Origin of the sequence: Aeromonas sp. 102P, from assembly GCF_051920345.1 — a bacterium.
In the GTDB taxonomy this organism is placed as follows: domain Bacteria; phylum Pseudomonadota; class Gammaproteobacteria; order Enterobacterales; family Aeromonadaceae; genus Aeromonas; species Aeromonas veronii.
In genome coordinates, this window is the sequence record NZ_JBQBCZ010000001.1 from 4595846 (window position 1) to 4616396 (window position 20551).

A 20551-nucleotide genomic window follows, 5' to 3' on the forward strand; every position below is an offset into this window, starting at 1 on the left:
GACAGTCTGTGTCGTCAACATTTCTGCAGCTGTACCAGCCATAGCCGCGAACATACATCAGAACCACGCCAAGAGTGCCCCCGGCTCAAGAACCGGGAGCATTCCAGCTTACGCAACAGAGGCTCGTGCGCTATGGCTCAGGATCCACGCCTCGAAATCGGCCAGCATGCGCGCCTCAGACTCGCTGTTGTCGGCGATAAGCTCGGCGCCGTGTACCACCCGGATATGGGCGTCGAGCGGGCTTCCCTCACCCGCCGCGGGGCGCTGCTGCGTGGCGGCCATGCAGGCTTGCGCCTGTTGCCACGCTTCGGCGGCGCTCAGGTTGCACGCCTCGGCCAGCGGCACGGCACTGAAGCCTTCACCGGTCAGGCTGCGCAATGTCTCATCGTGAGTCATGCCGTTGCCCGGCCCCCAGTAGTGGGCAGCCAGATCCGGCCCGATGCGCGGGTTGTCGGTAAGGTAGCCATCACGCTTGAGGAAAAAGGCGCGAGTCTGCTCCACCGCCATCAGCGCCAGCAGGTAGCCGTGATAGGCGCAGGCCGACTCCTGATTAAGAAGGTGCGGAATAGCCAGCAACGGGCGCGGGCTCTCGACCCCGAGGATCTTGCGCTCCCACTTGCGGGCCAGTGCCAGCACAGCCTCGGGAGTACGTTCAGCCTCATCCATGGCGTAGAGATCCCGCTCGAAGTAGGCCACCAGCGCGATCTGGCGTTCGTTAAAAGCGCGAAACGGCTGACGCGCTTCGATCATCTCCTTGATGAGGGCGTCGGGAACAGCCTCTCCTGCCGCATTTCTAGCGTAACGTTTGAGCCAGTCGGCATCGTCCAGCAGGCTGTCGCAGAACATCGACTGGGTCTCGGCATAAGCCATGGAAGTTGGCGGGAACTCCTGGGAGAAGCAGGGGGCGTTGCCGGTGACATTGGCAAAATGCGCCGCGTGGCCACCCTCGTGGAACAGGGTATTGAGGCCACTCCAGCCGCTGCCCACCTGCGCCGGATCGGCCAGGCTGGTAAAGTTGACCACCGCTGGTATCCACTCTCCCTGTTGGAAGAAGCTCGGTACCGGGCCGTGGCAGAAGCCGTTCTCGTATTTCCCCTCCCGGGTCAGCAAGTCCAGGGTGAGGGTCGCACCGCGATACTGGATGCCGAGTCGGCGGAAGCTCTCGACCCAGTCCCGCAGCGCCCGCGAGAAGGGCACATAGGGGTCGAGCTGGCGGGTCACGTCGCCGCTCACGCTGTAACGCAGGTTGTGAGGCAGCAGGGCCGCCTCGCCCTTGGCGGCCTTCAGCTCGGCCAGGCTCTGCTGCAACCGGGCGTCGGTGCGGGCAATAAAGTCGTCGAGGATGGCGAACAGCTGCTCCGGGCTCATCTGCTCGTTCTTGCGCACCTTGTAGTCGAAGTAGTCGCGATAGCCCATGGCGCGGGCAAAGCGGTTGCGCAGCGCTACCACCTCGAGAAAACCGTTGCCGACCACCCACTGCTCCAGGGTGTGGAACATGGCGAGCGCGCTCTGGCGCACCGCCTCGTTCGGGCTGGCGGCAAGGGAGGTACTCGCGGCGGGCAGGCTGCCTGCGACCTGCTGGCCCTGCTCATCCAGCAGGGTCAGCTTCAGCCCCTTGCGGCGGGCGAACAGCGCCGCCTCGGCAGCCACCAACTCATCCATCAGGGCGGATGCGGCGGGATCTTCAATCACATTGCACTCGAAGAAGGCGATCCAGCCTTGCAGACCGCGCTTGAGATCATCCTCGTCGGCCTGCGCCAACATCTCCCGCAATTCGGGCAGACGGGCCGGATTGGCACAAAAGGCCTTGTAGGCCTGCTCGGCCGCGGTGAAACCGGCCTGATCGTCGCTGGTGCCCATATAGGTGGACCAGAAGAGATCCTCCTTGCGCCTGTGCACCTGCAGGTAGTCGGCGTTGAGCTGGTTGAAGTAATTCCTGGCAATGGAACTCATAAATTCCCTCTTGTTATGGGGTCACCCGCAGCGGGGCCCACTCCTTTTTTTAGTGAAATGCCAAATGATTCACACTCTTTGGCAAAAATTGCGCAGGGATGCGCATCAACACGCTACCAAAAAGTGGGGGTTGCTGTCTGCTGACTATACTGATGTTAAAACGCTCATTTGAGAAAGGTCGGCAAGAGACTGAAAGTAAATGAGTTGTTAACTCTTACGAACTGGCTGCCGCGGTACAGAGCCACATAAAATCAACAGGGAAATGAGGGTTTAGTCATGTTCAAGCTCGGTGATATTACCGTGAGCCGCAAATTGATTTTGCTGCTCGCACTGGCGTTTGTCGGTTTTGTCTCGCTGCTACTTATCTCGGCCAACGCGCTCCAGCGCAATCTGATGAGCGAGCGAGAGGCGCGGCTCAATGCGGTTCTGGAACAGGCCATGAGCCAGATCCAGTTTCTGGCCAGCACCCTGCCAGCAGAGCAGGCCCAGCAGGAGGCGCGCAAGCTGCTGACCAACACCCGCTTTGATGGCAACAACTATTTATTCGTCATCGACGAAAACCGCACCATGGTGGTTCACCCCATTCGCCCCGAACTGGTCGGCCAGAAGATGGGTGAAGGGGGGGCCGCCACCGCTGGTCAGTTCTGGTATCAGATGGTGGATATCGCCAAAGGGGGCAAACAGGGCACCCTGCAATATGTCTGGACAGGCCCATCGGGCGAAACCGCCGACAAGCTATCCATGGTCTCCGGCTATCAGCCCTGGGGCTGGATCCTCGGTTCCGGCATGCTGCTGCAAGATATTCAGCAGACCATCTGGGCCCAGTACATGAAGATGGGTACCGCCACCGCCATCGTGATCCTGCTGATGGGGCTGCTGGGCTGGCGTATTACCCACTCCATCGTCTCCCCCCTCAGCCAGATCAACCACGCCATGCAGCGGGTCGCCAAGGGGGATCTGGTGGTGAGCATCCCGGTACAGGGCAAGGATGAGCTGGGAGTGGTCGCCCGCTGCACCAACCAGAGTCTCGATGCCATCCGTCACGCCCTGCTGGAGGCCAGCCAGGGGGCCCGCAACGTGGCGGATGCAGCCCTGCGCATCGCCGCCTCTGCCGAGCAGACCAATCAGGCGGTGACCAGCCAACGAGATCAGCTGGCCCAGCTCGCTACCGCCATGAACGAGATGAGCGCCACCATCTCCGATGTGGCCGGGCACGCCGAAAATACCGCGCGGGATACCCAGGAAGCGACCGGTGAAGCGGGCCTCGGCAACCGTGATGTTCATGCCAGCGTGCACGGCATCAAGGCGCTGGCCACCGAGGTGGAGCAGGCCACCCAGCAGGTCAACCAGCTTAAAGAGGGAGTGATGCAGATCAGCGAAGTGACCGCCGTCATCAGCGCCATTTCGGAGCAGACCAACCTGCTGGCCCTCAACGCCGCCATCGAAGCAGCCCGCGCTGGCGAGCAGGGCCGCGGCTTTGCCGTGGTGGCCGACGAGGTGCGCCAGCTGGCCAGCCGCACTCGCCAATCCACCGAAGAGATCCAGAGTACCATTGCCCAGCTGCAGCAACGGGCCGTCACCGCAGCCAATGCCATGGACACCAGCCGCAAACTGGCGGAGAGCAGCGTCAACCAGTCCCAGCAGGCGGGGCAGGATCTCACCCTGATCGTCAACCACATCCAGCATGTAAGCGACATGGCGACCCAGATCGCGACGGCCGCCGAGCAGCAGAGCATGGTGGCCGAGGATATGAACCGCAACGTCAGCGGCATCAACGACTCGGCGCTGGAGATGTCCCAGTCCGCCTCGCAACTGGCGCAGGAGAGCGAACTGCTGGCCGGTCTCTCCCGCAGCCTGGATGAGCGGCTTGCGGTGTTCAAACTGGGCAAGGAGTCCTCCACTGCGCCAATGATGGCTCCTGTGTCTCCCCCCTCCGGAGAGCAGCGCGCCCGTCATTGATGGCGTCAACCCGTGTCGCCTTGTCACCCGACCTGCCAGCCAAGCTGGCAGGTTTTTTTACGCCGCCAACACGCAATCAGCATGCACCTTATCGGCATATTCAACGGCATTCGACGCCATTCACAAATTAGAGAACAATTTAAAAACAGTCAGTTAGAATGATTTGTGCGTCGCTGAACGATGTATTTAAACATTTAACTCCAAATAATTAATCAATGCGGTGCACAATGGTGATGGCCGAACATTTGGCCCATCACTAACCATCTAGTCATTTGGCAAACTGACCGAAAGGTCGGGACGCAAAGCCTCCGGTCTACAGACGTTTTGTCCAGGATAGCGGGGTTGCCACACGCAAGTGTGCATCGGGGAACACCCCGGCCAACTGACTGCCCACATCTATCGAACAGAGGAATGTATGGCAGCAAAAATCCAACTCAATCACATCGCTGCAATTCTGGCCCTGCTGGCCAGCGGCAGCGCCCTGGCTCACGGCTATATCAGCAAGCCAGAGAGTCGCAACTACCTGTGCAACACCGGCGGCAACAGCCAGTGTGGCGGTGTGCAGTGGGAACCCCAGAGCGTGGAGGGTCCCTCCGGCTTCCCGCAAACCGGCCCGCAGGATGGTCAAATCGCCTCGGCGGGCAGCCCGCGCTGGAGCGAGCTGAACATCCAGACCAGCGACCGCTGGACCAAGCGTGAAGTACAGCCCGGCCCCTTCGCCATCAGCTGGACCTTCACCGCCAACCACGTCACCCGCAACTGGCGCTACTACCTCACCAAGCAGGACTGGAACCCCAACCAGCCGCTCACCCGCGCCTCGTTCGACCTGACCCCCTTCTGCGTCATCGACGGCAACATGGTGCAGCCGCCCAAGCAGGTGACCCACAACTGTGTCCTGCCGGAGCGCACCGGTTATCAGGTGATCCTCGGCGTGTGGGAAGTGGGCGACACCAGCAACAGCTTCTACAACATCATCGATGCCAAGTTCAAAGATGGTAGCCAGCCGCCGCTGGAGTGGAGCCAGGCAGGCACCATCTACCCCTCCATCGACCTCGCGGTGGGTGACAAGGCGATGACCCGGGTATTCGATGCCAACGGCGAGCGCCCCGAGCTGCAGACCGTGCTGACCATCACCAATGCCGAGCTGGGCCAGAAGAACAACTGGGCCCATGCCCTCGCCAGCAAGATCAACGCCGAGCAAAGCCTGATCCGCGCCGGTCAGCAAGGAGCCGATGGCCAGTTCAATCCGGTCTACGGTATGAACCCCGTCTATCTGCATCGAGACAGCAAACTGGATCGAGTCGAGATTGATCTGCAACAGCTGCAGCCGCCGGTAGTGGACAGCATCAGCGTCAGCGGTCTGGCCAGCGACTATGTGCTGGACAACGGCAAGGCAACCCTCGATTTCACCGTCACCGCACAGGGCGATCTGGCCGTCACCAACACCCTCTATGACCACGGCGGCGTCGCCAAGGGGGAAAACAGTGCCGACATCAAGGACAGCAGCCACACCTTCACCATGGCGCTGGAAGGTCTCAAGGCTGGTCACCACCAGCTGGTGATCAAGGCCACCCCGAAAGCGGGTGGCGAGACTATCCAGCAGACCATGGACCTGATGTTCAAGGAGCAGAGCAGCGGCGAATACGACTTCGTCTTCCCGAACTCGCTCAAATCCTATGCCGCCGGCACCAAGGTGCAGCAGCCGAAAAATGGCAAGGTCTATCAGTGCAAGCCCTTCCCCTACAGCGGCTACTGCCAGCAGTGGACCACCACCGCCACCCAGTACGAGCCGGGCATCGGCTCCCACTGGCAGATGGCGTGGGATGAAGTGCACTAACCCACGCTTGGCCACATAAAAAAAGGGCGTCCTCTCTAGCAGGGGACGCCCGGAAAAATCAAACCTTGCGGTTTGCATACCAACGGAACCAAGACCTCACTCTTCACTTACTTCACACACTCAACACACTCTTCAATACAGGGTTTGTCCATTAACCCTGCCATTTTCCTCCTTCGACGATCACATCATTCGGATCGGTATCAGGGCTCAGCTTGTCACGCACATACTGGTCATAGAGTTTCAGCAGGTACTTCTCCTCACCCAGCTTGGCGAGACGGTCGTTGACCCAGTCACGCAGCTCGATATTGCCCTTCTTCACCGCCGGGGCGATGGGATCTTCCGAGCCCAGTTTTTCGGGCAATACCCGATAGCCCGGGTTCTCCTTGGCCCAGCTGAACAGCACCAGGTTGTCCTGGGCATAGGCGTCGCCACGGCCCTGCGCCAGCGCCTGCAAGGATTCGGTGTTCTTCTCGAACTTGAGCACCTTCCACTCCGGATGGTTGCGGGTCAGCCAGATGTCGGCCGTGGTGCCGGTGGTCACGATCAGGGTCTTGCTGGCCAGATCGTCGAGCTTCTTGGCCGGGCTCCCTTCCGGTACCAGCACCTGTACCGCCACTCGCAGGTTCGGGTTGGTGAAATCCACCACCTCGCGCCGCTCCGGGGTCACCGTCATATTGGCGAGGATCAGATCCACCTTGTCGCTCTGCAGGAAGGGGATGCGACTGGCTGGCTCCACCGCCACGAACTCGATCTTGTTCTCGTCCCCCAGCAGATCCTTGGCGAAGCGGCGACCGAGATCGGTGTCAAAGCCGACGTAGTTGCCCTTCTCGTCCACGTAGCCAAACGGCGGCTTGTCGGTGAAGACGCCGACGATGAGTTTGTCCCGCGCCTTGATCTTGTCGAGGGAACTGTCCGCCGCATGGGCAGCGCCGCTGGCGATACCCAGTCCCAATAAGGCACTAAGCAGAACCGAGGTGATTTTTTTCATGCTGACTCCTTTCGTTTGATGACATTTGTATAAGAAAACTTGGCGAGGAACTGGCGCGCACGCTGGCTCCTGGGATTGTCGAAAAATTGGTGGGGTGCGGCCTGCTCCAGAATGTGGCCGCCATCCATAAAGACGATGCGATCCGCCACCGCCCGGGCGAAGGCCAGCTCGTGGGTGACGATAAGCAGGGTCATGCCGCTGCCGGCGAGATCGCGGATCACCTCCAGCACCTCCTGCACCATCTCGGGGTCGAGGGCGGCGGTTACCTCGTCAAACAGCATCACCTGCGGGTTCATGCACAGCGCCCGCACGATGGCGATGCGCTGCTGCTGGCCGCCGGAGAGCTGGCGCGGATAGTCATGGCGCCGCTCCCACAGGCCGATGCGGGTCAGCAGCTGCTCGGCTTGCAGCAGCGCCTCTGCCCGCTCCCGCTTTTGCACCTGCAGGGGGCCAAGCAGCACGTTTTCCAGCACCGTCAGGTTGGGGAAGAGGTGATAGCTCTGGAACACCATGCCGATCCGCTGGCGCACCCGCTGCCAGTCGGTGGCACCATCCAGCAACACACCATCGAAGCGGATCTCGCCCCCCTGAATGGGCTCGAGCCCGTTGAGAGTGCGCAGCAAGGTGCTCTTGCCGCAGCCGCTTGGCCCCAGGATGACGATCACCTCCCCGGCGCGCACGCTGAGGCTGATCCGATCCAGCACCAGATTCGGGCCGAACTGTTTACTGACAGAACCGAGTTCAAGCAGAGGTGTCATACCGCATTACCCCATTGTTGCTCCAGCCGGCGCGAGGCGAGCGAGAGCGGATAGCAGACCAGAAAAAAGAACAGAAACAGCAGACCGTAAATAAGCAGCGAACCATAGGTGCGCTCGATGATCTGCTGGCCCACCTTGATCACCTCCACCACCCCGATCAGCACCGCCAGCGAGCTGGTCTTGATGATGCGGGTGTAGATGTTGATGGTCGGCGGCGTCAGCCGCTGCAACGCCTGCGGCAGCAACACATGGCGATAGAGCTGCCAGGTCGAGAGCCCGAGCGCCAAGCCGGCCTCCTGCTGACCGCGGGCGAGGGACTTGAGGCCACCGCGCACCACCTCTCCCACCTCGCTGGCGCCCCAGAGGGCGAGCACCAGCACAGCGCACCAGAAGGCCGGAATATCGAGGCCGAAAAAGATCGGCAACCCGAAGAAAAAGAGATAGAGCCACACCAGCACCGGCACCACCCGAAACAGCTCGAGATAGCAACGCAGCAGCCCTCGAACCAACCGACCGCCCTGTTGTGCCAGCACGCCGTAAGCGACACCGCCGAGGGTGGCAAACAGGATGGCCAGCAGCGAGATGGCGAGGGTCTGGCCTGCGCCCACCGCCAGCAGTGGCAGCGCCTGCGTTAACTGCTCAGAGATCGAACTGGCCATATTGAGCCCTCCTTTCCTGCGCCTCGGTGGCGAGTGACTGCGGCAGCAAGAAGATAAGTGCCCACATCGGGATCCTCGCCTGCATTAGCGACTCAGTGACCGAACTGACCATATTGATCCCTCCTTTCCTGCGCCTCGGTGACGAGAGACGGTGGCAGCAGGAAGATAAGTGCCCACATCGGGATCCTCGCCTGCATCAGCGATTCAGTGACCGAACTGACCATGTTGCAGCCTCCTTTCAACGACGCGCAGAGCGAGGGAGAGCGGCAGAAAGATCAGCACGCACATCAATGTCAGTACCGCCAGCATCTCGTAGGTCTTGTAGTAGAGGGCGATGTAATTCTTGGTGGTGTAGAGCAACTCGGGTACCGCCACTGCCGAAGCCACGGTCGTCTCCTTGAGCAGAAAGATGAAGTTGGCAAACAGCGCGGGCAGAGTGGCAAGCCAGGCCTGGGGCAGTTGTACGTGGCGCAGCAGTTGCCAGCGAGAAAGCCCAATAGCCCGGCCAGCCTCAAGCTGACTGGCGGGCACCGCCTCAATGCCTGCACGCAGCGCCTCGGTCAGATAACCACCGCCGAGGAAGGTCATGGCGATCACCGCGGTGGTAAACCCGGAGAGCGACAAACCGAGCGCAGGCAGCCCGAAATAGAGGAAGAAGAGCTGGATCAGCAGCGGCGTGTTGCGGGCCAGCTCGACATACCCGCGGATCAGCGCGCTGAGCGGCCGCTTGTGCAGGCTCAACAGGGCGACGTTGAGCAGGGCGACCGCCAGCGAAGTGAGGATCACTATGGTTCCCAGCTGCAAGGTGACCCAGACCGCCTTGCCGAAGGCGGGCAGCGTCGTGAGGATGAAGGGCAGATCCAGATTCATGCCGGGATCCTCCCGTCACGCTGCAGACGCTGGGGCAGCACAGTGATCGCATCCGGATACTTGATGCCTGCACCGGTATTGAGCACGACAACCTGCTCCTGCTCCCGGATCCAGCCCGCCTCGCGCAGTTGACGAGCGGCAGCAAACGCGGCGGCCCCTTCCGGGCAGACAAAGCTCCCTTCGCGAGAAGCAAGCAGGCGGATCTCGCTCTGGATCGCCTTGTCATCCACCGCGATGGCGCAACCCTCGGTGCGATAGAGGGCGTCCAGCACCAGAAAATCCCCCAGCGCCTTGGGCACATTGATGCCGAATGCCAGCGTCCTGGAGTCGGGCCAGAAGCTCGACTCGGCGGCTCTCTGTTGCCACGCCTGTACGATGGGTGCGCAACCGCTCGCCTGCACGGCCACCAGCCGGGGCAGCTCACCCTTGACCCACCCCAGCTCCTGCAGCTCGCGCAGCCCCTTGTAGATACCGATAAGGCCGACCCCGCCACCGGTGGGATAGATGATCACATCCGGCAGGGTCCAGCCCAGCTGTTCGACAATCTCCAGCCCCATGGTCTTCTTGCCCTCAATCCGGTAGGGCTCCTTCAGGGTTGAGGCATCAAACAGGGCGTGCTCCGCCACCGCCTGCGCCACCTGGCGACCGGCATCGCTGATCAGGCCATCCACCAGATAGAGACGGGAACCGGCGAGGGAGGTCTCCAGTCGGGTGATGGCGGGAGCTGCCTGCGGCATGACGATGGTACTGCGCAGTCCGGCGCGGGCACCGTAGAGCGCCCATGCAGCCCCTGCGTTGCCGTTGGTCGGCATGGCGAAGTGAGTGACGCCGAGTTCACGCGCGCGGGAGATGCCCACCGCTGCGCCACGGGCCTTGAAGGAGCCGGTGGGGATGACACTCTCGTCCTTCATCCAGAGATCCGGAATACCGATCTGCTTGCCCAGCGTGGGCAGCCGTAGCAGCGGGGTAAGCCCCTCCCCCAACGTCACAACATGGGAGGGATCCCGCACCGGCAGCAACTCGTGATAACGCCACAGGCTGGCCGGGCGACCCGACAATGCCGCCGGGTGCCAGGCTCGCTTCAGCGCATCGAGATCGTAGCTGGCCAGCAGTGGTGCACCTGCCCGGCTCAGTTGCCAAGGTTGGTCGGCATCATGGATCTCGCCACTCTTGCTGCAACGCAGATGTGATAGGTAGCTATACGGCATGCTTTATCCTGAATGGATCGACTTTGTTCAGTCACTTATTCCATCCTGCAATCCAAGTACCGGATAACAAACAAAATTAACTGGCAAACCTAAGTGAAAAAATTCATATGAAGCCGTCTGTTTTCGCTGGCAATCTCCTCTGCCAGCAATAAAGAAGGGGAGCCATTGGCTCCCCTTCTGCTCTTCCCTTCCGATTCAAATCTGGAAGTCGATGGCAGGCTCGCTGCCCATGGCGCGGGCCTGAATATCCGCCAGCGCCAGCTCGGGGTTGCAAAGCTGGATAAACTGCCAGGCAAAGTTGTGCTGGAACTGCCCCTGCTTGAGGCCAATCCAGGCGGTGTGGGGGGCAAACAGATGGCTGCCATCGAGCTGCACCAGCCCCAGATCCCGCTGGGCATCGAACGCCATGTCGGCCAGTATGCCGACCCCCATCTCCAGCTCGACATAGGTCTTGATGACATCGGAGTCCTGCGCCGTCAACAGGATCTGCGGCTCGATACCAGCCGCAGCAAAGGCTTCATCCACCCGTACCCGCCCGGTCAACCCGGCTTGATAGGTGACGATAGGCCAGTTGGCCAGCGCCGCCAGCGTCAGATCCCGCTCACCTGCCAGCGGATGTTGCTCGGGCACCACGATATTGTGGTGCCAGCGGTAGTAGGGAAATGCCACCACCCCTTCGCTCTTGTCGAGCTGCTCGCTGCTGATGCCGATATCCACCTCGCCGGTCTGCACCAGCCGCACAATCTCCTCCGGGCTGCCCTGACGCAGCTCCAGCTGTACCAGCGGAAACTGCTCGCGAAACGCCTTCACCACCCGCGGCAGTGCATAGCGGGCCTGGGTATGGGTGGTCGCCACCAGCAAACGGCCCGAGTCGCGGTTGGCAAAGGTACTGGCCAGTTTGCGGATGTTGTTGGCGTCATTGAGAATGCGCTCGGCAATCACCAGCAGCTCCTTGCCAGGCTCGGTCATACCGAGCAGCCGCTTGCCGTAGCGGATAAAGAGCTCGATACCGAGCTCCTCTTCCAGCTCGCGGATATGGCGACTCACCCCGGATTGCGAGGTAAAAAGGGCGTTGGCCACCTCGGTCAGGTTGTAATCCCGCCGCGCTGCCTCCCGGATAATTCGTAACTGCTGAAAATTCACCTTGTCGCCTCCTGCGAAGAGTGGGTGACACAAGCTGGTCACCCCCTCATTTTTGTTATTTGGCCGGATCATGCCCCGGCAGAGCGCCTGAACCCGGGTAGCCATGCCACCCGCAACACAACATCAAATCTGGTAATCGGGATAGAACTGCGCCTGTCTGGCCACCAGCCGCACCCCCTGTCCCGGAGCAAACTGCTTGGCCGCCTCCTTGCTCAGCTCCGCCTCATAGTGGGCCCCTTTGGTTTCGCCATCGCCACGCAGCTCCACCCGAATGCGTGGCCCCATAGGCAGCAGACGGGTAATGGTGGCGCGGATCCCGCCCGGCGCATCGGCTGGCAAGATCTCTAGCTCATGGGGACGGACATAGGCGATGGCGGCACTGCCGTTTGCCAGATGAGAAGCCGACGGCCCGCCGAGCAGCTGCTCGCCGACACCGAATCCCTGCTCCGCTACCCGACCGCGGAACTGGTTCACGCTGCCAAGAAAGCTGTGGACGAAGGAGCTGGCAGGCTGGTCGTAGACCTCGGCCGGGGTGCCGATCTGCTCGACCCGTCCGGCGTTCATCAGCACCACCCGATCCGCTACCTCCAAGGCTTCTTCCTGATCGTGAGTCACGAACAGGCTGGTGACATGCAGCTCGTCGTGCAGCTCACGCAGCCAGCGGCGCAGCTCCTTGCGCACTTGGGCATCGAGGGCGCCGAAGGGCTCGTCCAAGAGCAGTACCTTGGGCTGTACCGCCAGCGCGCGGGCCAGCGCAACCCGCTGGCGCTGACCGCCGGAGAGCTGGGTCGGATAGCGCTCGGCCACGTGGCTGAGCTGCACCAGATCCAGCAGCTCTTTGACCCGGGCACGAATGGCCGCCTCGGCCGGGCGCTCACTGCGCGGTTTGACCCGCAGGCCAAACGCTACGTTCTCGAACACCGTCATGTGGCGAAACAGGGCGTAGTGCTGGAACACGAAGCCGACGTTGCGCTCTCGCACATGGAGATCCGAGGCGTCCTCACCACGGATGATGACGCTGCCACTGTCGGCCTGCTCCAGCCCGGCGATGATCCGCAGCAGAGTGGTCTTGCCGCAGCCGGAGGGGCCAAGCAGCGCCACCAGCTCACCGTCGTGAAAGTCGAGGTTGATGTCTGCCAGCGCCGCGTACTGATTGAAATGCTTGTTGAGTTGTTGAACCTGAATGCTCATGGCTGCCTCTTTAAAACGGTGATCAGTGAGATTTGGTGGGCTGGGCACGCAGCCGGGCCAACAGGGTTTCCCCCAGCAGGGTGAAGATCCCGAACAGAGCCAAGAGGCTTGCCACTGCAAAGGCGGCGCCGGTCTGGTACTCGTTGTAGAGGATCTCGATATGCAGCGGCAGGGTATTGGTCTGGCCGCGAATATGGCCGGAAACCACCGACACCGCGCCAAACTCCCCGACCGCGCGGGCGGTACAGAGCAGCAGGCCGTACATCAGGCTCCAACGAATGCCGGGCAGGGTGACGCGCCAGAACATCTGCAGACCGCTCGCCCCCAGCATGATGGCCGCCTCCTCCTCTTCCGGGCCGCGCGCCTCCATCTGGGGCAGCAGCTCGCGCACTACGAAGGGCACGGTAATGAAGGTGGTGGCCAGGATGATCCCCGGGGTGGCGAAGATGATCTTGATGTCATGTTCGCTCAACCAGTCACCAAACCAGCCGCGGCTGCCGAACATCAACACCAGCATCAGACCGGCGATCACCGGCGACACCGAGAAGGGCAGATCGATGATGGTGATGAGCAGCTGGCGACCGGGGAAGCGGAAACGGGCGATGGCCCAGGCAGCAGCAATCCCGAACAGCAGATTGAGGGGTACGGCGCAGAGGGTCACCAGCGCGGTGAGGCCGAGGGCACTCAGGGCATCCGGCTCGCTGATGGCGTGCCAGAAGAAGGCGAGCCCCGGGCTCAGCGCCTGAATAAAGACGGTGGCCAGCGGCAGCAACAGCAGAGCGGCAAACCAGCCCAACCCGACCGTGATCAGCAGCCACTTGACCCACTGGGGTTCACGGATCACGACCGGTGCCTTGCGAGCAGGAGTCGCCTCCACCGGGGCCGCCTCAATGGCGATAACAGATGAACTCATATCCGGCTCCCTCCGATGCGAGACCAGCTCCAGGCCTGCAACTTGTTGATTAGCAGTAACAAAATAAATGAGATCAGCAGCATCACCACGGCAATGGCAGAGGCGCCGGCATAGTCGTACTCCTCCAGATGGCTCATGATCATCAGCGGTGCGATTTCCGAGACCATCGGCAGGTTGCCGGCGATAAAGATGACGGAGCCGTACTCCCCTACTGCACGGGCAAACGCCAACGCAAAGCCGGTGAGCAGGGCCGGGATCAGGGTCGGCCAGAGCACGTGGATAAAGGTCTGCCAGCGATCGGCGCCGAGGCTGGCGGCGGCCTCCTCCTGCTCGCTCTCAGCCTCTCGCAGCACCGGCTGCAGGGTGCGCACCACAAAAGGCAGCCCGATAAAGGTGAGGGCGATAACGACGCCGATGGGGTTGTAGGCGAGCTGGATGCCGAGCGGCGCCAGCAGATGGCCGATCCAGCCGTTGGGGGCGAAAATGGCACACAGGGCGATGCCGGAAACGGCGGTCGGCATGGCAAATGGCAGGTCGATCAACGCATCCACCAGTCGACGACCGGGGAAGGTGTAGCGCACCAGGATCCAGGCCAGGATCAGGCCAAACAGGCTGTTGAGCAGCGCCGCGACAAAGGCAGCCCCGAAGCTCAGGCGAAAGGAGGCGAGCACCCGGGGTGAACCAATCACCTGCCAGAACTCGGCTGCCGTGAGGTTGTTCGCGGCAAACAGCACCAGCGCCGAGAGCGGCAACAGCACCAGCAGGCCCAGATAGAGCAGAGTAAAGCCGAGGGTCGGGCCAAATCCCGGCAGGACTGAGTAAGAACCAAATCGCATAACGATTCCATTTGTTATGAAAAACATCAGATGTAGCGATTCTGCTTACTCTCCTTTTAAGCAACAAACACCATTTGCGACTTTGCTAATTACTTTTTTGTCTAACAACGGTGGGACAAGGCTTTTAGAGCGATCCAAATAAAAAAAGGTCTTTTATATAAATAAAAGACCTAAGAAATGGAGCAATACGGAGCGCAACATTCAAAGAGCAGGGTTCGCAACAGCTCACCCGATAACATATCCCGCCATTGGTTAAGGGCCGATGGCAGAGACAACAACAGTTCTGATAGCCGAAGCCGCTTGCGGAGCAACCACCAGCTCGGCCCGGCGATAGAGTGAGCCAAGTAGCTCCAACCCCTGATGCCAGTCGCCATGGCCGGACTGGGCATTGATATGGCCCGCCTCACCGGCATCGAACAGCGGCACCTGCCACTGACGGCTCCAGTATTCGGCCCGTTCAAAGCTCATCCAGGGATCATTGCGGCTGGCCACCAGCTGGGCCGACACCTGCAGCGGCCCGGCCAAGGCCTCATCCGCAATGCCAAAACGGGCGGGATCGGCGGGCGCCACCAGAAAGATCGAGGCCACCTTCTCCGGCTGCAAGCGGGCCGCCGCGATGGCGGTCAGGGCGCCGAAAGAGTGGGCCACCAGATGGACCCGGCTGCGGCGACGTTTCAACTTGCTCGCCAGCTTGGCACTCCAGACCCTGAGGTCCGGCTTGTCCCACGGCAGCCCGGTCATCCGCTGCCATTGGGGAAAATGATCGTGCCAGCGGCTCTGCCAGTGATCCGGCCCACTGTTGTGCAGACCGGGAACCAGGAGGATTTTGTTCATCTTGGTGCTCCTATCGGCTGGCACAGGGGCCAGTTCAAAGGGGTTATACGGAGCTACCTGCCTCAGCCACCGGGTTGGTAGATCTGGTCAAACAGACCGCCCTGGGCGAAGTGTTTCTTCTGGGCTTTCTCCCAATCCCCTTCCAGATCCTTGACGGTAAAGAAGGCAAGCTGCGGGAACTGGGCCGTGGTCTCCTTCAGGATCGCCGGATTACTGGGGCGATAGTGATGTTTGGCGACGATATGCTGCCCCTCGTCAGAGTAGAGATAATCGAGATAGGCCTTGGCCACCGCTTCGGTACCGTGCTTCCTGGCCACCTTGTCCACCACCGCGACCGGCGGCTCCGCCAGAATGGAGACCGAAGGCACCACCAGCTCGAACTTGTCGCTGGCACCCGCCTGACCAAGCACCAGCAGGGCTTCGTTCTCCCACGCCAGCAGCACGTCACCGAGACCGCGCTCGGTAAAGCTGGTGGTGGCACCGCGGGCGCCTGAGTCCAGCACCTTCACGTTCTTGAAGAGATCGCCGACAAACTGCTTGGCCCCCTCTTCACTGCCGCTCTTCTTCAGGGCATAACCCCAGGCGGCCAGATAGTTCCAGCGGGCCCCGCCGGAGGTCTTGGGGTTGGGAGTCACGATGGCGACATCCTTGCGCACCAGGTCATCCCAATCCTTGATCTGCTTGGGATTGCTCTTGCGCACCAGGAAGACAATGGTGGAGGTATAGGGCGAGGCGTTGTTGCCGAGGCGACTCTGCCAGTCGGCAGCGGTCAGCCCCGCCTTGGCGATGGCGTTGACATCGTAGGCGAGCGCCAGCGATACCACGTCGGCCTCCAATCCATCCACCACAGCGCGGGCCTGCTTGCCGGAGCCACCGTGAGACTGACTCACCACCACGTCGTCGCCGGTTTTGGCCTTCCACTCCTTGGCAAAGGCGGCGTTGTACTCCTGAAACAGCTCGCGGGTCGGATCGTAAGAGACGTTGAGCAGGCGGATCTCGGCGGCATTGGCCTGACCAAATGCCAGCAGAGAGAGCAGGGTCAGGGCGGTCATTCGCAGTTTCATGGTGATTCTCCATATCTTGTTGGGTTGAGAACAGCATGCCGTGGAGTTGTTATGCCCAGAAGAAAGAAATAACTCTTTGCTTATCTCTTTTGATCATATCAACTCAGCCACCCGCACCGGGATCCGGACGCAGACTCTGTGAGCCATGCCCCTCTGGCCCCTTGCTCGCTGTGCCATCATGGGAACAAGGCAGGCAGATGACGAAAAGGAAGTCGTTATGTGGATCAATGCAGAACCGGTCAACGGAGCCCTGGTCTCACTGGCCATCGGCCTTATCATCGGGCTGGAGCGGGGCTGGCAGGTACGCCAGCTGGGGGATAACCAGCGCATCGCCGGGATGCGGACCTACGGCCTTATCGGCCTGCTCGGCGGGGTGTGCGGCTTGCTGCTGCCGACCCTGGGCCCCTGGCTGCCGCTGCTCGGCCTGCTGGCGGTGGTGATCGGCTGCGGCCTCTCGGTCTGGCTGGCCCAGCGCTGGCAAGGGGAGTTCGGCCTCACCAGCTCGGTAGCCATGCTGCTCACCTATTTGCTGGGACTGATGTCGGTGCTGCTGAGCCCGAGCGAAGCGGTGGCCTGCGCCGTGCTGGCCGCCCTGTTGATGGGTTTGAAGGGACAGATCCAGCAGGGGATGCTGTTTCTCAGCGAGACCGAGTTTCACGCCACCCTGCGCTTTCTGCTCATCTCGCTGGTGCTGCTGCCGGTGCTGCCCAACGAGGAGATGGGGCCCCTCGATGCCTTCAATCCCTTCAAGATCTGGCTGATGGTGGTGGTTATCGCCGGCATCTCGTTTTGTGGCCACTTCGCGGTGCGGCTGCTCGGCACCCGCGCCGGGCTGGTGCTCACCAGCATACTGGCGGGATTGGCCTCCTCCACCGCCCTCACCCTGCAGTTTGCCCGCCTCAACAAGGAACAAGGAGGGCTGGAGCGACTGCTGTCCACCGGCATCCTGCTGGCAGGGGCCACCATGTGGCTGCGGCTGCTGGTACTGGTGCTGCTCATTCACAGCGAACTGGCGATGCGCCTCATCGCCCCCCTGTTGCTGCTGGCCACCACAGTCTACGGCTTTGCCTTCTGGTTCTGGCGTCAGCGCGAGGAGCTGACTGACGGCCCGGTACAGCCGGAAACCAGTAACCCGCTCGATCTGGCCACCGCCATCAAGTTCGGCCTGCTGCTGGCGTTGATCGGCTTTATGGCAACTCTGCTGCAAGACAAGGTGGGCAACTCCGGGGTCTATCTGCTGTCGCTGGTGTCGGGGATCACCGATGTGGACGCCATCACGCTGTCGCTCTCCCAGCTCTCCCACAAGGAGCTGGCGCTGGAGGTGGCGGCCCGCGGCATCCTGCTAGCCGGGCTGGTCAACTCGCTGGTGAAGGGGCTGCTGGCCCTCGGTATCGGCGGTCGCAGTCTCGGGCTGCGGGTATTGCTCCCCTACTTCGTCTCGGCCCTGCTGATCCTGCCCCTCGTCTGGCCCGCAGGTTGACGGGGATCACCTGCAACAAGTGACAGACTGACGGCGCCCCTGACAGTCACGTATACTGCCTGTTCTTGCAGCATGGGGAGGTAGCAATGGCGAGCGACTGGGACAAGGTACTGGCAGGCGGGGCACTGGATAGCCAGAGCGAGGAGATAGCCAACGACCGAATCCGCGGTCAGGCGCTGCTGGCCCGGCTCAATGGCTCATCGGCGGGCGATGTCCCTCTGCGCCAGCAGATCTGCCGCGAGCTGTTCGGCCACTGCCCCGACTCCTGCTGGATCAGCACGCCGTTTACCTGCGAATTCGGCCGCAACATCCATATAGGCGAGAAGACCTTCTTCAACTTCAATGTCACCATTCTCGACGTGGGCGAAGTGCACATCGGCAGCCATGTGCTGCTGGCCCCCAACGTGCAGATCTACACCGCCACCCACACCATGAACTATCTGGAACGACGCAACTGGACCGCCTACAACAAGCCGGTGCGGATCGGCGATGACTGCTGGATCGGCGGCGGCGCCATAATCTGCCCCGGCGTCACCATAGGGCCGCGCTCCATCATTGGCGCGGGCGCCGTGGTCACCCGAGACATCCCGGCCGACTCGGTGGCAGTGGGCAATCCGGCCAAGGTGATCCGCACCCTCAAGCAGGACGAGGAGCGCTGCTGGGAGCTGGCCCAGTGATGGCGCTGGCGCTGCTGCCACTGGGCGCCGCCCTCTGGCTCGGCCTCGGCGAACAGCAGTGGTGGCCGCTGGCCGCACTGCTGACCATGAGTCTGCTGACGATGGCCGCCTACGCATGGGACAAGCGGCAGGCGGTGCGCGGCGAGTGGCGCATTCCCGAATCGAGGCTCCATCTGCTGGAGCTGTGCGGCGGCTGGCCAGGGGCGCTGGTTGCCCGCCAGTGGCTGCGCCACAAGACCCAGAAGCGCAGCTACCGGCTAGTCTTCTGGTTTATCGTGCTGCTGCACCTGACCCTGTGGGCGCTCTGGGTCGGGCGGCCACTCTGGCAGCAATAGCCAGCTGCATCACAAAGGCGAAACGGGCCCCATTGCGGCCGCCCGATGGCTGTGAGAAAACAGAGCAAACCTCATCAGCGTTTTCGCCGTTTATAGACGACAAGGAGTCGTGACATGACCATGTGGACAGGCATAGTCCTGATCGTATTTATCAGCGTATTGTTCGGATATCTCGGCAAGCGGGCTCGCTACCAGATGGGGGATGCCCGCATCACCGACCGCCTCGGCAGGCAAGATATGATCATCAGAGAGCTACAGGAGCGGATCGCCAATCTGGAGGCGATCGTCATCGAGGAAGAGAAACGGCGCCCGTTCCGGGAGCTGTGATCTTTCACCGCCAGGTTTCAGATACTGAGAGGGCTGCATGATGCAGCCCTCTCTTGTTTGAACTGCTTCAGATTGCCAGCGGCAGCAACTCCGCATAGTCGCGGATCGCCGGGAAAGCGGTGATGCTCTGCTCCGGCTTGCAGCTATCCGGATTCTGGATCGCCAGCTGATAGCCGATACCGTAGTCGGCGGCAGCCTGCAGGATCCGCTCGCTATCATCCACAAACAGGGTGCGGGCAGGATCGAACGCCAGCCGCTGTGCCAGCGCCTGCCAGCAGTGCTGGCTCTCCTTCGACCAACCCAGTTCGTGGGTGCTCACCATCAGATCCAGATGCTCGGCAAGACCGAGCTGCGCATCCTTCACCGACAGGCTGGCGGGGTGGGCGTTGGTGAAAAGCACCAGCTGCTTGCCCGCGGCACGCAACTCGGCCAGAAAAGGGATGGCATGGGGACGCCACTGGATCTTCGCCAGCAGCTCCTGCTTGAGGGCACGAATGTCGAGCCCCAGGGTCTCGCTCCAGTAATCTACGCAATACCAGTTGAGGGTGCCGTTGACGGCGTGATAGTGGACGTCGATCTGCGCTTTGGCTTCATCCAGTGGCAGCCCGAGCCGCTCGGCGTAACGCTCCGGCACCAACTGCTGCCAGAGGTGGTTGTCAAAATGCAGATCGATCAGGGTGCCATCCATATCGAGCAAGACGGTGTCTATCTGGTGCCAAGGCAAGGTGGTGGAGCAGGAGTGTGGCATCGGGCCTCTTGATCGCGGATCTCGGAAAACGGGGCGGCAGTATAACGGATTTTTCCTCCCCCTTTGCCATCCCTGGCCCGTGGTGTTCGGTGTGAGAGTCGTTTACTCTTGAAGCACGATTTTTTAACGAGCAGCCAGCGTCCGATGAGCGACCCCCACAAGAGCAAACCCGAGCACATCTCAGCCGACCAACTGGATCACCCCAAGAGCAAGCCGGAGATCCTCAAGGCCGATATCGTGGCCGAGAGCCGACTGTTCAAGGTGGAATCGCTACACCTCAAATTCTCCAATGGCGAAGAGCGGGTCTACGAGCGGATGCGCGGCGGCAACCGGGGCGCCGTCATGGTGGTGCCGCTGTTCGATGCCCACACCCTGCTGCTGGTGCGCGAGTATGCCGCCGGCACCCACTCCTACGAGCTGGGCTTTCCCAAAGGGCTGATCGACCCGGGCGAAGATGCCTTCGAGGCGGGTAACCGGGAATTGATGGAAGAGGCGGGCTTTGGCGCCAACAGCCTGACCTTGCTCAAGCAGGTGTCGCTGGCGCCCGGTTACTTCTCCAGCCGGATGGATATCCTGCTGGCCCGGGATCTCTTCCCCGAGCAGCGGATCGGCGACGAGCCCGAACCGCTGGAAGTGATCCCCTGGCCGCTAAACCGGATAGACGAATTGCTGGCACGACCCGACTTCACCGAGTCGCGCAGCATCAGTGCCCTGCTCTTGGCCCAAAAGTGGCTGGCGGAGCAGGCAGAGTAGCCCGCAGACGGGCAGTTA

General features: G+C 61.6%; 21 protein-coding genes and 1 riboswitch. Of the genes, 7 read left to right on the plus strand and 14 right to left on the minus strand.

The window, feature by feature from the left end:
• Positions 1-108: 108 nt before the first annotated feature.
• Positions 109-1953 (minus strand): M3 family metallopeptidase, encoded by a 1845-nt coding sequence (locus ACTG1K_RS21585; RefSeq protein ID WP_440006717.1) that lies wholly within the window; start codon positions 1951-1953, stop codon positions 109-111.
• Positions 1954-2229: 276 nt separating this feature from the next.
• On the opposite strand from ACTG1K_RS21585, the gene ACTG1K_RS21590 reads away from it, so the two are divergent.
• Complete coding sequence (locus tag ACTG1K_RS21590) at positions 2230-3912, plus strand: methyl-accepting chemotaxis protein (RefSeq protein WP_040067366.1); 1683 nt, start codon at positions 2230-2232, stop codon at positions 3910-3912.
• A 264-nt stretch (positions 3913-4176) separates the two neighbouring features.
• Positions 4177-4262: riboswitch (cyclic di-GMP riboswitch) on the plus strand.
• 65 nt (positions 4263-4327) lie between these two features.
• Positions 4328-5749: an N-acetylglucosamine-binding protein GbpA gene (gbpA, locus tag ACTG1K_RS21595; RefSeq protein ID WP_440006719.1), complete on the plus strand. Its 1422-nt coding sequence runs from the start codon at positions 4328-4330 to the stop codon at positions 5747-5749.
• A 151-nt stretch (positions 5750-5900) separates the two neighbouring features.
• Here the strand turns inward: gbpA and ACTG1K_RS21600 are convergent, their stop codons facing one another.
• From ACTG1K_RS21600 to ACTG1K_RS21655, 12 genes are all read right to left on the minus strand, one after another.
• On the minus strand, positions 5901-6737 hold the full coding sequence (locus tag ACTG1K_RS21600; RefSeq protein ID WP_440006721.1) for a transporter substrate-binding domain-containing protein: 837 nt from the start codon (positions 6735-6737) through the stop codon (positions 5901-5903).
• Positions 6734-7495: an amino acid ABC transporter ATP-binding protein gene (locus ACTG1K_RS21605; RefSeq protein WP_040067361.1), complete on the minus strand. Its 762-nt coding sequence runs from the start codon at positions 7493-7495 to the stop codon at positions 6734-6736. The genes ACTG1K_RS21600 and ACTG1K_RS21605 overlap by 4 nt, the downstream gene beginning before the upstream one ends.
• Positions 7492-8154: an amino acid ABC transporter permease gene (locus ACTG1K_RS21610; protein WP_440006723.1), complete on the minus strand. Its 663-nt coding sequence runs from the start codon at positions 8152-8154 to the stop codon at positions 7492-7494. Before ACTG1K_RS21610 ends, ACTG1K_RS21605 begins: the two co-directional genes overlap by 4 nt.
• 92 nt (positions 8155-8246) lie before the next feature.
• Positions 8247-8378, minus strand: coding sequence for a hypothetical protein (locus ACTG1K_RS21615; RefSeq protein WP_440006725.1), 132 nt, complete (start codon positions 8376-8378; stop codon positions 8247-8249).
• Positions 8359-9024: an amino acid ABC transporter permease gene (locus ACTG1K_RS21620; protein WP_033136465.1), complete on the minus strand. Its 666-nt coding sequence runs from the start codon at positions 9022-9024 to the stop codon at positions 8359-8361. Before ACTG1K_RS21620 ends, ACTG1K_RS21615 begins: the two co-directional genes overlap by 20 nt.
• Positions 9021-10232 carry a threonine synthase gene (locus ACTG1K_RS21625; RefSeq protein WP_440006727.1) on the minus strand — a complete coding sequence of 404 codons (1212 nt, stop codon included), beginning with the start codon at positions 10230-10232 and terminating at the stop codon, positions 9021-9023. The genes ACTG1K_RS21620 and ACTG1K_RS21625 overlap by 4 nt, the downstream gene beginning before the upstream one ends.
• 195 nt (positions 10233-10427) lie before the next feature.
• Entirely contained in the window at positions 10428-11375 is a 948-nt protein-coding gene (gene cbl / locus ACTG1K_RS21630; RefSeq protein WP_058058578.1) for an HTH-type transcriptional regulator Cbl, read from the minus strand.
• 123 nt (positions 11376-11498) lie between these two features.
• A complete protein-coding gene (locus ACTG1K_RS21635) occupies positions 11499-12566 on the minus strand; it encodes a sulfate/molybdate ABC transporter ATP-binding protein (protein ID WP_216995079.1) in 1068 nt (355 codons plus the stop codon).
• A 22-nt stretch (positions 12567-12588) separates the two neighbouring features.
• Positions 12589-13479, minus strand: a complete 891-nt coding sequence (gene cysW, locus ACTG1K_RS21640; RefSeq protein WP_158112682.1) for a sulfate ABC transporter permease subunit CysW — start codon at positions 13477-13479, stop codon at positions 12589-12591.
• The gene (cysT, locus tag ACTG1K_RS21645) at positions 13476-14315 is read right to left on the minus strand and encodes a sulfate ABC transporter permease subunit CysT (RefSeq protein WP_041209035.1); all 840 of its coding nucleotides are present in this window, start codon (positions 14313-14315) and stop codon (positions 13476-13478) included. Before cysT ends, cysW begins: the two co-directional genes overlap by 4 nt.
• 252 nt (positions 14316-14567) lie before the next feature.
• Positions 14568-15149, minus strand: a complete 582-nt coding sequence (locus ACTG1K_RS21650) for an RBBP9/YdeN family alpha/beta hydrolase (protein WP_368210095.1) — start codon at positions 15147-15149, stop codon at positions 14568-14570.
• A 62-nt stretch (positions 15150-15211) separates the two neighbouring features.
• On the minus strand, positions 15212-16213 hold the full coding sequence (locus ACTG1K_RS21655; RefSeq protein WP_440006731.1) for a sulfate ABC transporter substrate-binding protein: 1002 nt from the start codon (positions 16211-16213) through the stop codon (positions 15212-15214).
• A gap of 217 nt (positions 16214-16430) precedes the next feature.
• Between ACTG1K_RS21655 and ACTG1K_RS21660 the strand changes: the two genes are divergently transcribed.
• The 4 genes from ACTG1K_RS21660 to ACTG1K_RS21675 all read left to right on the plus strand — a co-directional run bounded on the left by ACTG1K_RS21660 (position 16431) and on the right by ACTG1K_RS21675 (position 19032).
• A complete protein-coding gene (locus ACTG1K_RS21660; RefSeq protein WP_440006733.1) occupies positions 16431-17693 on the plus strand; it encodes an MgtC/SapB family protein in 1263 nt (420 codons plus the stop codon).
• A gap of 86 nt (positions 17694-17779) precedes the next feature.
• Positions 17780-18370 (plus strand): sugar O-acetyltransferase, encoded by a 591-nt coding sequence (locus tag ACTG1K_RS21665; protein WP_440006735.1) that lies wholly within the window; start codon positions 17780-17782, stop codon positions 18368-18370.
• Positions 18367-18705 (plus strand): DUF1294 domain-containing protein, encoded by a 339-nt coding sequence (locus ACTG1K_RS21670; RefSeq protein ID WP_150997906.1) that lies wholly within the window; start codon positions 18367-18369, stop codon positions 18703-18705. The genes ACTG1K_RS21665 and ACTG1K_RS21670 overlap by 4 nt, the downstream gene beginning before the upstream one ends.
• A gap of 114 nt (positions 18706-18819) precedes the next feature.
• On the plus strand, positions 18820-19032 hold the full coding sequence (locus ACTG1K_RS21675) for a hypothetical protein (protein WP_041209029.1): 213 nt from the start codon (positions 18820-18822) through the stop codon (positions 19030-19032).
• 67 nt (positions 19033-19099) lie between these two features.
• Here ACTG1K_RS21675 and yrfG read toward each other — a convergent pair whose 3' ends face one another.
• Positions 19100-19780, minus strand: coding sequence for a GMP/IMP nucleotidase (gene yrfG / locus ACTG1K_RS21680; RefSeq protein ID WP_440006738.1), 681 nt, complete (start codon positions 19778-19780; stop codon positions 19100-19102).
• A 144-nt stretch (positions 19781-19924) separates the two neighbouring features.
• Between yrfG and nudE the strand changes: the two genes are divergently transcribed.
• A complete protein-coding gene (gene nudE / locus ACTG1K_RS21685) occupies positions 19925-20533 on the plus strand; it encodes an ADP compounds hydrolase NudE (RefSeq protein WP_005340262.1) in 609 nt (202 codons plus the stop codon).
• Positions 20534-20551: the final 18 nt, after the last annotated feature.